Origin of the sequence: Finegoldia sp. BIOML-A4 (assembly GCF_009679635.1) — a bacterium.
Taxonomy (GTDB): Bacteria; Bacillota; Clostridia; order Tissierellales; family Peptoniphilaceae; genus Finegoldia; species Finegoldia magna.
Map to the genome: position 1 here is coordinate 214,621 of NZ_WKZC01000001.1, position 12,367 is coordinate 226,987.

The window sequence follows — 12,367 nt, forward strand, 5'->3', positions numbered from 1 at the left end:
TCTTTGTATGGAAAAGATAAGAGTATATGAATTGGCAAAACAATTGAATGTTTCAACAAAAGACTTAATGAACAAATTAAAAGAAAACAAAATAGAAGTTAAAAGTCACATGTCAACATTAGATAAAGACCAAATATCAAAAGTTAAATCTTTTTATGAAAAACCAAAAAAAGTTCAAAATAATCAAAAGAACAGTAATTCAAAAAAAGAAAATAGACAAGATGTAAATAAAATTTCAAAAGAAAACGTGGAAAGTAAATCGCATACTGAAGCTAATAAACAAGATGATAATTCTAAAAAAAGATTTAAACCAAAACATCCAAGAAATAATGATGATGAATCTGTATCTCATTTCGATAAGATAAAACATAAAAACAAATCTGAAATGAATGAAAAGCATGATTCTAAAGATAAGAAAAAGAATAAGAATTTTAAAAATAACAAAAATAAAAATTCTAACAATAATAAAAATAATACAAATAACAAGAACAATAGAAATAATAAAAATTATAATAAAAATAAAAAAGAAGAGGTCATCAAGAATGAGCCAAAAGAACCTAAGAAATTTATTATTCAACCTACAATTACAGTAAAAGATTTATCTGAAAAAATAAGTGTATCTATTAGTGAATTAATAATGAAACTAATGGAATTAGGTATAATGGCAAATCAAAACCAAGAAATTGATTTTGATACTGCTAGTTTAGTAGCTGGTGAATTCAATGTTATCGTTGAACAAGATGAAGTCGAAGATTTTGATGACGATGACGTGTTTAACCTAGATTTTGAAGATAAGGATGAGGATTTAAAAGAAAGACCACCTGTCATCACTGTAATGGGACACGTTGACCATGGTAAAACATCTATACTTGACAGAATTAGAAATTCTAGAGTAGCTGGTAGAGAAGCCGGAGGAATTACACAACATATAGGTGCGTATACTATTAGAGTTAACGACAAAAAAATAGTATTTTTAGATACACCAGGTCACGAAGCTTTTACAGCAATGAGAAGTAGAGGGGCACAAGTAACAGATGTTTCAATATTGGTAGTTGCTGCAGATGATGGTGTAATGCCTCAAACGGTGGAAGCTATAAATCACTCAAAAGCTGCTGGCGTTCCAATAATTGTCGCTGTTAATAAAATAGATAAAGAAAATGCTAATATAGAAAGAGTAAAAACTGAATTAGCTGAAAATGGATTGGTACCTGAAGACTGGGGTGGAGATACAGTTTTAGTTCCAGTTTCTGCTAGAACAGGTGAAGGTATTGATGAATTACTTGAAATGATTTTAATGGTCGCAGAAATGGAAGAACTAAAAGCTAATCCAAATAGACTTGCTGTAGGTACTGTAATTGAAGCTCAGTTAGACAAGGGAAGAGGTCCAACTGCTACAATTTTGGTGCAAAAAGGTACTCTAAAACATTCGGATATGGTATTTAGTGGACAAGCAAGTGGTCGTATCAGAGCTATGTTTAATGATCAAGGAAAGCAAGTTAAAAAAGCAGGTCCTTCAACACCGGTATTGATTTTAGGTTTAAACGAAGTACCTGAAGCTGGCGATATGATATACGCTGTCAAAGATGAAAAAGAAGCTAGAAATTATGCTCAAAAAATAAAAGACCATAACCGTGAAGAACAAATCAAGTCTTCTTCAAACGTGAACTTAGACGAGTTATTTGGAAAAATTTCAGACGGAGAAACTAAAGATCTTAATATTATAATAAAAACTGATGTTAAAGGTACAATTGACGCTATTAAACAATCATTAATAAAATTAAGCAATGATGAAGTAAAAGTTAATATAATTCACGGTGCTGTCGGTGGTATTACTGAATCTGATGTTAACTTAGCATCTGCATCAAGTGCTATAATCATTGGCTTTAACGTAAGACCAACTCAAGTGGCTTTGGATATGGCAAAAAATGAATCTATAGAAATAAGAACTTATAGAGTTATATATGATGCTATAGAGGATGTGAAAAATGCAATTACTGGTATGTTAAAACCACAATATCAAGAAGAAGTTTTAGGTAGAGCTACAGTTAGAGATACTTTCAAAGTTCCAGGAGTAGGTACTGTTGCCGGAGTATATGTTAATACAGGAAAAGTAACTAGAAATGCTGTGGTTCGTTTGTTGAGAGATGAAATATTAATTTTCGAAGGTCCTATTTCTTCATTGAAGAGATATAAAGACGATGTTAAAGAATTGACTCAAGGATATGAGGGCGGTATGGGCTTAGAAAATTATAATGACATTAAGCCAGGAGATGTACTGGAAGCATACGTGCTAAACGAAGTACAAAGATAGGAGAATTATGAATATTAAAAGAGTAAGAAGAATTTCATCAGAAATCAAAAAAGTTATTTCAAGTTCTATAATTAATTCACTAAAAGATCCTAGGATTGACAAACTAAATGTTTCTGTTACAGACGTAAAAGTAACAAATGATTTGAGTTTTGCTACAGTATATATAGCGGTAATAGGCAATGATGAAAAGAAAAAACAAACTCTTGAAGGATTGAATAAAGCAAAAGGATTCTTAAAAAAACAAATTGGTGAAAGTGTAGATTTAAGACATGTACCACAACTGATTTTCAAAATTGATGAAACAAGTGAGCAAAGTATGCATATTGAAAATCTAATAAAATCAATTCACGAGGAAAATTATAATGAAGATTAATGATGAAATCTTGAAATTTAAAGAGCAATTGAATGAAGCAAGTTCAATTGCTCTAATTTCTCACTTAGACCCAGATGGTGATAACTTAGGTTCATTAACTGCTTTATCAAAAAGTTTACTCAATTTAGAAAAAAAGGTTTATCCTATTGAGTTTGACAAAATTCCTGAAAATTTAAAATTTCTTCCTAATTTGGATTTGTTATCAGATAATACAGATATTAATATTGATATGATAATTTGCCTAGATTGTGCTAATTATAAGAGATTAGGTCAGATTGATGAATTATTTAACAAAGCAAAATTCAGAATAAATATAGACCATCATCAAAGTAATGAGTTTTACGGTGACGTCAACATAGTTAAAAAAGGATATAGCTCAACTTGCGAATTAGTATTTGATGTAATAAACGAAGTAAATCTACCAATTGATGAAGAAATTTCGATGTCACTTTTAACAGGAATTTCAACTGATACTGGAAGATTTTTATATTCTGCTACAACTGCTGATACATTAGCTAAAGCTTCTAAATTAGTTGAAAATGGTGCAGACATGATGAAAATCAATGAATTAATTTATCAATCAAAAAAATTTGAAGCACAACTTTTAGAAAATGAAATCTTATCTAAAACTGAAATTTATAATGATTATGTTGCAATTGGTTTTGTAATGACAGATCAATTAAATAAGTATAATGTTGAAATTTCAGATATTGATAGTGTAATTAATACTTTCAGAGATACTGACAAAATCAAAATATCAGTATTAATTAAACAACAAACTGAAAATGAGTACAAGGTAAGTTTCAGAAGCAAGGGAAATATTGATGTAGGATTAATTGCCAAAAATCTTGGTGGAGGTGGTCATAAGAATGCTGCTGCTACAAGAATTACAGGGGATTTTGAGACAGTTTCAAATAAAATAAAAGAAGAAATTGATAGATATGGATTGTGTAATTAATGTTTTTAAGGAAAAGGGATATACATCTCAAGATGTTGTTTCTATATGTAAAGGAATTTTAAAAACTAAGAAGATCGGACACGCTGGTACTCTAGATCCTGATGCTACCGGAGTTTTGTTATTAGGCGTTGGAAAAGGAACTAAAATAACAGAATATCTAATGGAATATGGTAAAACATATATATTTGAAATGATTTTTGGTACAAGTACAGATACTCTTGATTTGTCTGGTAATGTCACAGGTTTTTCTGATAAAAAATACGATAAAGAAAAATTAAAACAAATTTTAGATGATTTAAATGGTAAAACCATTGAACAAGTACCTCCGATGTATTCCGCGGTTAAAGTAAATGGAAAAAAACTTTATGAATACGCAAGAGAAAACAAAGAAATTAAGAGGAAATCCAGAAAAATTACAATTTATAATATTGAACCATTACATCTTCTAGAAAATTCATGTATAATCAAAGTTAGATGTTCTAAGGGAACGTATATTAGAGTTTTGATTGAAGATATTGCCAAAAAATTAGATAGATTAGCATACATGAAATCACTTATCAGAGTAAATTCTGGAGGTTTCGACATAAAAGATTCAGTAAAAATAGAGTCGCTTAGAAAATGTAACATTGAAGATGTATCATTTTCAGTCTACGAAAGTTTGACAGAAATGAAATCTATCGAACTTGATGATAATTTATATAAAAAAATTACCAATGGTGTTAGAGTGAACATCAACCACGAAAACATTGATAATGTCAAAGTAGTTTGTAAGAATAAATTTATTGGAATCGGCAGTATTGAAGATAATATTTTAAAAATGAATAAGGTATTTGATATATGCAAATAATTGATTTAGACAAAGATAACGTAAAAATTAATATTGATGCTATCACTTTAGGAAATTTTGACGGATTACATTTAGCACATCAAAAACTTATAAATAAATGTGTTAGCTTAGGTAAATCAGGGGTTATTATATTCAAGTCACATACTTCAGAAATTTTAGAAGATGATAAGTTTAAAAACATATTAACAACGGATGATAAAATAAATATATTAAAAAGAATGAATGTAGATTACTGTTTAATAAAGTCATTTGATAAAGTTTTTTTATCCTTAAAGCCTGAAGAGTTTTTAGATTATGTAAAAGAACATACTAATTTCAAAAATTTAGTTGTTGGCAAAGATTTCAAATTTGGCATTAATGCATCTGGTAATGTATCTACTTTAGAAAATTACCAAAAGGTTTTTAATTATAAACTCTATATTATAGATGACCAATTTATTAATGGTGTCCCTATTAGATCGACAACAATACGCAAATTTTTAATGAGTGGAGAAATTGAAAATGCTAATTCAATGCTCTACAGACCATTTAGTATTAATGGAGTTGTAATTGACGGGAAACATAGAGGAAGAAATTTAGGTTATCCTACTGCTAATTTGGAATGTAAACAATATATTATACCAGCAGCTGGCGTTTATTATACTAATGTTATTTATGATAACAAACTATACAAAGGTATAACTTCTGTAGGAGAAAATCTAACCTACGATGAGCATGATGTAAAGATTGAAACTCATATTTTAGACTTTAAAGGTGATTTGTATGGAAAAATTTTGACATTAGTATTCATAAACAGAATAAGAGATAATGTAAAATTTAATTCTGAGATTGAACTTATCAATAAATTAAAAAGCGATTATAATTTTGCAAAAAAACAAGATTTAGATTTACAATTACAAGATTATATGATAGTATAAATAAGTACTACTGTTACATTGATATTCGAAACCTCAACGATATCGCTGTAATGGTGAATATTAAAATTTATGGAGGAAATTATGTACAACAAAGAAATCAAAGAAGAAATAATCAAAGAATACCAAACAAAAGAAGGAGACACTGGCTCTCCAGAAGTTCAAGTAGCTTTATTGACTTACAGAATAAACTACTTAACTGAACATTTAAAGTCTCATAAGAATGATCACCATTCAAGAAGAGGTCTTTTCAAAATGATCGGTAAAAGAAGAAATCTTCTTAACTATCTTAGCAATAAAGACATTGAAAGATACCGTGATTTAATTAAAAGATTAAACATTAGAAGATAATTGAAAGAGCGGGTTTTTCCGCTCTTTTTATTTATAAGGAGAATATATGATAAAAAAATATGAATATGATTTATGCGGTAAAAAAATAGAAGTTACGATTGGAAAAGTTGCTGAACAAGCTAATGGAGCATGTTTAATTCAATCTGGAGAAACTGTACTTCTAGTTACTGCTGTAGGATCAAAAGAGCCACGTGAGGGAGTTGATTTCTTCCCATTAACATGCGATTTTGAAGAAAAACTTTATTCTGTAGGAAAAATCCCAGGAGGATTTATAAAGCGTGAAGGTAGACCTAGTGAAAAAGCTACATTAACTGCTAGATTAATCGATAGACCTTTAAGACCATTATTCCCTGAAGGATATCATAATGATGTACAAGTTATAGCTACTGCACTTTCTGTGGATCAAGATAATACTCCCGATATTTTAGCTATGATAGGATCATCTATCGCATTGAGCATTTCGGATATTCCTTTCTTAGGACCTACTGGTTCTGTAGCTGTAGGAATGATTGATGATGAATTTATTATAAATCCTACGCAAGAGCAAAGAGATAAGTCTGATCTTGAATTAACTGTCGCTGGTACTAAAGATGCTATCATGATGGTTGAAGCTGGATGTAATAATATTACTGAACAACAAGTGTTAAAAGCTATTCTTAGAGCACATGAAGAAATCAAGAAAATTTGTGAATTTATTGAATCAATTCAAAAACAATGCGGAAAAACAAAACAAGAATTCGTTCAACCAGAAAAAAATATAGAGTTAGATGAAGAAGTAAAATCATTCTGTATTGAAGATTTAAAGAAAATTACAGTTAATGAAGATAAATTGGATAGAGAAGATCACATTAATACACTTAAAAGAAGCGTAGTAGATCATTTTGTTGAAAAATATGATGAAAGTATAGCTTCAAAAGTTTCTACTATATATGATGATTTAGAAAAAGCAGAAGTAAGACGTTTAATATTAGAAGATCATATCAGACCTGATAATAGAAAACTTGATCAAATTAGAGAAATAACTTGTGATGTTGATATATTACCTAGACCACATGGTTCAGGTTTGTTTAAAAGGGGTCAAACTCAAGTTTTATCTGTTACAACATTAGGAACTCCATCTGATGCTCAAGTATTAGATGGATTAATTGAACAAGAAGATAAAAGATATATGCATCAATACAACTTCCCACCTTATTCTGTAGGGGACGCAAGACCTTTAAGAAGTCCAGGTAGACGTGAAATTGGTCACGGCGCTTTAGCTGAAAGAGCTCTATTACCTGTAATTCCATCAGAAGAAGAATTCCCATACACAATAAGAGTAGTATCTGAAGTATTAAGTTCTAACGGTTCTAGTTCTCAAGCATCTGTCTGTGGTTCAACACTTAGTTTATTAAATGCAGGTGTTCCAATAAAAGAACCTGTTGCAGGTATTGCCATGGGATTGATTAAGGAAGATGATAATGTTGTAATTCTCTCTGATATTCAAGGTTTAGAAGATCACTTAGGAGATATGGATTTTAAAGTTGCAGGTACAAAAGATGGTATAACTGCATTGCAAATGGATATTAAAATTACTGGAATTTCTGAAGAAATATTAACTGAAGCTTTAGAAAGAGCTAGAGTTGGTAGACTTCATATATTATCATTAATGAACGAATGTATAAGTGAACCAAATAAAGAAATTTCAAAGTATGCTCCTAGAATTATGGTAATTAATATTGCACCTGAAAAAGTAAGAGAAGTTATTGGACCAGGTGGAAAAGTAATAAACAAAATAATTGATGAGACTGGCGTGAAAATTGATACCGAAGATGATGGTAAAATTACAGTAGCTGGTGAAAACACTGAAAGTGCTCAAAGAGCCATAGATATGATTAAAGAAATAGTTAGAGAACCTGAAGTCGGTGAAAAATATTTAGGAAGAGTTACTAAGATTATGAATTTTGGTGCTTTTGTTGAAATATTACCTGGAAAAGAAGGTCTTCTTCACATATCTAATATAGCACATGAAAGAACTAATAAAGTTGAAGATGTTTTAAAAGAAAACGATGAAATAATGGTAAAACTTATGGATATTGATGAACAAGGTAAGATGACACTGTCCAGAAAAGCTCTTTTACCAAAACCAGAAAGAAAAGAAAAGAAGAATTTTGATAAAAAATCTGAAGATAAAAATATAGAAGATAAATAATTAATAGTTGAGTAATTTTATTACTCAACTATATTTTTGAAAGGGGACATTATGAAAGTTAAAATAATTAATAAATCTAATAACCCTCTACCAAAATATTCAACAATTGGGTCTAGTGGTATGGATTTGAGAGCTTATACTGAAAATGATATAACTTTAAAACCACTTGAAAGAACTCTTGTACCTACTGGAATATATATTGCAATTCCAGAAGGTTATGAGGTTCAAATCAGACCAAGAAGTGGTTTGAGTATTAAACATGGAATAACTCTGATAAATTGTGTTGGTACTATAGACAGTGATTACAGAGGAGAATTAAAAATTCCTGTAGTCAATTTGTCGAATGAGGAATATACAATTTCATCTGGGGATAGAATTTGTCAAATGATACTTCAAAAATACGAAAATATTCAATTTGAGGAAGTTGAAGTACTAGATGAAACAGATAGAAATGATGGCGGATTTGGCCATACAGGCTACTAATTATGGCTAGAAATACTAAATCACGAAACAAAACTCAATCAAAATCTAATAGCAAAAAAAATGCTAAATCTTCGACAAAATTAATAATTATATTAGTGTTAATTATTTCACTTATTTTTATGGCTAGTAGTAGAGTTGGTGTTTTGGGAATTATTGTAAAAAATATATACTTTAATACTTTTGGCATCTTTTCATACGTTTTTATATCATTAGGTATACTGTATACAATATCGACGATATCTGATATAAACCATGGAAATAAACTAAGAAAAATTACTTATATATTGGCTGTTTCTTCAATATTCGTAATGAGTTTAATTAATATATCAAACTATCCAAATCTTAATATTAATCAAAGGATTGATTTGAATTTAAATTTAGCAAATGACTACAGTGGTATTGGAGTAATTGGAGCTATTATAGCATCAATATTAAACATTGCTATAGGCTACATAGGTTTATATGTTGCACTCGTTTTTTGTTCTTTGTTTTTTATATCTGCAATAATGAATTTAACTTTAAAAGAGTTATTTCAAGAAATTTTTACTTTTGTTAAAAAGACATTAATAGATATAAAAACAAAAAATAAAAAGAACAAAAAAAATAAAAGTATCGAAAAATCACACGAGATTAAGCAAAATAAACCTATAAAAGAAAGAATTTCTAAAAATCCTATTAAAGAAAAGTCTGATTTAAATAAATCTACAGAATATGAACCTCCAAAACCAAAACTCAACGATTATAAATCGAATGAAAAAGAATCTGGAGAACAGCTTTCTGTTATAGATTTTGGTGAATTTTCTGGACAAAGTAATTATACTTTTCCACTATTAGAACTTTTGAAAAATGCTGAATATGCGGAAGATAATGATGATTCTGTTTTACAGAAAGCAAAAATGATTGAAGAAACTTTAAAAAACTTTTCAATAGATGCGACTGTTGTTCAAATCGATAGAGGTCCTACGGTTACTTGCTATGAATTAGAGCCTAAGGCAGGTGTGAAAGTCTCAAGAATAGTGAATCTAGCAGATGACCTATCACTTTCTTTAGCTACAAGTGGAATTAGAATACAAGCTCCAATTCCCGGTAAATCTGTAGTGGGAATTGAAGTAGAAAATGACGTTAAAAATTCTGTAATGTTAAAAGAGATTTTAATGTCTGATAATTTTGTAAAAGAAAAATCATTGATGCCAATAGCTTTAGGAAAAGATATTTCTGGGAAATGTATTGTAACTTCTGTTGATAAGATGCCACACCTACTTATAGCAGGAGCTACTGGTAGTGGTAAATCTGTTTGCATCAATACCATAATAATGAGTATTTTGTATAAGTCAAATCCAAATGATGTAAAACTTATATTGATTGATCCAAAAGTTGTCGAATTGAGTATATACAATAATATTCCACATCTTGCTATACCGGTTGTTACAGATCCAAAAAAGGCAAGTGCTGCTTTGAACTGGGCTGTAAGGGAAATGGAAAGAAGATACCAAATATTTTCAGAAAATCACGTTCGAGATATCAAAGCTTATAATAAGAAAAATAAAAATGATGAACTTGAAAAACTACCATATATTGTTATTATTATAGATGAGTTAAGTGATTTGATGATGGTCTCAGCAAATGATGTTGAAGACGCTATTTGCAGACTAGCTCAAATGGCAAGAGCGTGTGGTATCCATCTAATTATTGCAACTCAAAGACCAACAGTGGATGTAATTACTGGTACAATAAAAGCAAATGTACCGTCTAGAATTTCTTTTGCTGTTAGTAGCCAAATCGATTCTAGGACTATTTTAGATCAATCTGGTGCAGAAAAGCTTATAGGAAGAGGCGATATGTTATTTTTCCCATCATCAATGGCAAAACCTAGTAGGGTTCAAGGAGCTTTTATTTCTGATGAAGAAGTCGATAATGTAGTTAAATTTTTAATAAATAAAAATGAAACTAATTATAAGGAAGAAATCATAGAAGACATAGATAAATCAGAGAGTATTGATCTTGAAGATGACGATACAGATATTCTATTTACAGATGCTGTAGAAATTATTTTGAATGAAGATTCTGCATCAATTTCTCTATTGCAAAGAAAATTAAAAATAGGATATGCTAGAGCGGGAAGAATTATAGATCAAATGGAAGAAAAAGGTATTGTTGGTCCTAGTGAGGGAAGCAAACCTAGAAAAATTTTAATACCTAAAGATTATTTAGAAAGACGTGATTGATATGAATATTGCAAATAAGTTTACAACATTAAGAGTTATTTTAATACCATTTTTTGTGGCATCATTACTAGTATTCAAAACAGACAATTATATACCTGCGTTAATATTTATAATCTCTGCAATAACAGATTTTATTGATGGTCAACTCGCTAGAAGGAAAAATTTAGTTACTACATTTGGAAAGTTTATGGATCCATTAGCAGACAAAATGTTGAGTTGCAGTGCATTAATTGTCCTAGTACAACTAGGAAAAGTTCCTGCATGGAGCGTGGTTATAGTTGTATTAAGAGAACTTACTATTAGCGGTTTCAGAATATTAGCTGCATCTAATGGAGTTACATTAGCAGCAAGTTATTGGGGAAAATCAAAAACTATGACACAATTTGTCGCTATTGTTTTAATTTTGATTAATACTGGGGATAAATTAGGGTTTGCTTTAGATATGTACCTATATTATATATCGATTGTATTAACTGTAATCAGCTTATGTGATTATATTTTTAAGAATGTTAATGTATTAGATTTAAAAAATATATAATTATTTTTTGGTTTGTGGTATAATAAACACAAGAACTTATGTTCTGTTTAAATTTTAGGAGGTAGTCATGGATTTTTCTAATGGATCTGAAAAAGATCAAGCTTTAAGAGAAGCTTTTGCAAGCATTGAAAAACAATTTGGAAAAGGCTCTATAATGAAACTTGGAGATCATGTTCAAAAAGATATCGAAGCTATTCCTACTGGAGCTATAAATTTGGATGTTGCTTTAGGAATAGGTGGCTTACCAAGAGGTAGAGTTATTGAAATTTATGGACCTGAATCTTCTGGTAAAACAACTTTGGCACTCCATGTAGTTGCTGAAGCACAAAAGATGGGTGGTACTGCAGCTTTTATCGATGCTGAACACGCATTAGACGCAATTTATGCTAAAAACTTAGGTGTAGATACAGACAATCTTATCATTTCACAACCAGATACAGGTGAACAAGCTTTAGGAATATGTGATTCTCTTGTAAGAAGTTCTGCTGTAGATATTATTATCATTGACTCTGTTGCAGCACTAGTTCCAAGAGCTGAAATAGAAGGAAATATGGGAGACAGCCATGTTGGTCTACAAGCAAGACTAATGTCTCAAGCTTTACGTAAATTAACAGGTGTTATTTCCAAGAGCAATTGTACAGTTATTTTCATTAACCAACTTAGAGAAAAAGTTGGAATAATGTTTGGTAATCCAGAAGTTACAACGGGTGGTAGAGCTTTAAAATTCTATTCTTCAGTTAGAATTGAAATTAGAAGAGGAGAAGCTATTAGAAAAGGTGACGATATTGTTGGAAATCGTACTAAAGTTAAAATCGTCAAAAACAAAGTAGCACCTCCATTTAAACAAGTAGAATTCGACATTATGTACGGAGAAGGTATTTCTAAAATAGGTACAATATTAGACTTAGCCACTGACTGCAAAGTTGTAAAAAAAGCAGGTGCTTGGTACAGTTATGAAGATGAAAAATTAGGACAAGGTCGAGAAAACTCTAAAGTATTTTTAGAAGAAAATCCAAAAATACTAGAAGAAATTATCGATAAAACTTATGAATTTTATGGATTAAGATCAAAAGAGGATTCAGAGGCTATCAAAACAGAAAATAACGATGATATAAAAGACGAATCGAATAACGAAATAAGTGAGGATGAATTAGACTAGGGCAAGTATTACTTGCC

General features: G+C 30.0%; 11 protein-coding genes. All 11 read left to right on the forward strand.

Features of this window, described 5'->3' with window-relative positions; genetic code table 11:
• The first annotated feature begins 7 nt into the window (after window positions 1–7).
• The gene (gene infB / locus GKG01_RS00930; protein ID WP_094205681.1) at window positions 8–2,311 is read left to right on the forward strand and encodes a translation initiation factor IF-2; all 2,304 of its coding nucleotides are present in this window, start codon (window positions 8–10) and stop codon (window positions 2,309–2,311) included.
• 7 nt (window positions 2,312–2,318) lie between these two features.
• A complete protein-coding gene (gene rbfA / locus GKG01_RS00935; protein WP_094205680.1) occupies window positions 2,319–2,684 on the forward strand; it encodes a 30S ribosome-binding factor RbfA in 366 nt (121 codons plus the stop codon).
• Window positions 2,674–3,642 (forward strand): bifunctional oligoribonuclease/PAP phosphatase NrnA, encoded by a 969-nt coding sequence (locus GKG01_RS00940; RefSeq protein WP_094205679.1) that lies wholly within the window; start codon window positions 2,674–2,676, stop codon window positions 3,640–3,642. Before rbfA ends, GKG01_RS00940 begins: the two co-directional genes overlap by 11 nt.
• Complete coding sequence (gene truB / locus GKG01_RS00945) at window positions 3,626–4,489, forward strand: tRNA pseudouridine(55) synthase TruB (protein ID WP_094205678.1); 864 nt, start codon at window positions 3,626–3,628, stop codon at window positions 4,487–4,489. The genes GKG01_RS00940 and truB overlap by 17 nt, the downstream gene beginning before the upstream one ends.
• Window positions 4,480–5,406 (forward strand): bifunctional riboflavin kinase/FAD synthetase, encoded by a 927-nt coding sequence (locus tag GKG01_RS00950; protein WP_154271116.1) that lies wholly within the window; start codon window positions 4,480–4,482, stop codon window positions 5,404–5,406. The genes truB and GKG01_RS00950 overlap by 10 nt, the downstream gene beginning before the upstream one ends.
• A gap of 81 nt (window positions 5,407–5,487) precedes the next feature.
• Window positions 5,488–5,754 (forward strand): 30S ribosomal protein S15, encoded by a 267-nt coding sequence (rpsO, locus tag GKG01_RS00955; protein WP_002838220.1) that lies wholly within the window; start codon window positions 5,488–5,490, stop codon window positions 5,752–5,754.
• Between the two features lie 46 nt (window positions 5,755–5,800).
• A complete protein-coding gene (locus GKG01_RS00960; RefSeq protein WP_154271117.1) occupies window positions 5,801–7,945 on the forward strand; it encodes a polyribonucleotide nucleotidyltransferase in 2,145 nt (714 codons plus the stop codon).
• A 51-nt stretch (window positions 7,946–7,996) separates the two neighbouring features.
• The gene (gene dut / locus GKG01_RS00965; RefSeq protein WP_094223464.1) at window positions 7,997–8,428 is read left to right on the forward strand and encodes a dUTP diphosphatase; all 432 of its coding nucleotides are present in this window, start codon (window positions 7,997–7,999) and stop codon (window positions 8,426–8,428) included.
• Between the two features lie 2 nt (window positions 8,429–8,430).
• Window positions 8,431–10,653 carry a DNA translocase FtsK gene (locus GKG01_RS00970; RefSeq protein ID WP_154271118.1) on the forward strand — a complete coding sequence of 741 codons (2,223 nt, stop codon included), beginning with the start codon at window positions 8,431–8,433 and terminating at the stop codon, window positions 10,651–10,653.
• 1 nt (window position 10,654) lies between these two features.
• Window positions 10,655–11,191 (forward strand): CDP-diacylglycerol--glycerol-3-phosphate 3-phosphatidyltransferase, encoded by a 537-nt coding sequence (gene pgsA, locus GKG01_RS00975; protein ID WP_154271119.1) that lies wholly within the window; start codon window positions 10,655–10,657, stop codon window positions 11,189–11,191.
• A 67-nt stretch (window positions 11,192–11,258) separates the two neighbouring features.
• Window positions 11,259–12,350 carry a recombinase RecA gene (recA, locus tag GKG01_RS00980; RefSeq protein ID WP_154254210.1) on the forward strand — a complete coding sequence of 364 codons (1,092 nt, stop codon included), beginning with the start codon at window positions 11,259–11,261 and terminating at the stop codon, window positions 12,348–12,350.
• The last annotated feature ends 17 nt before the right edge of the window (window positions 12,351–12,367 follow it).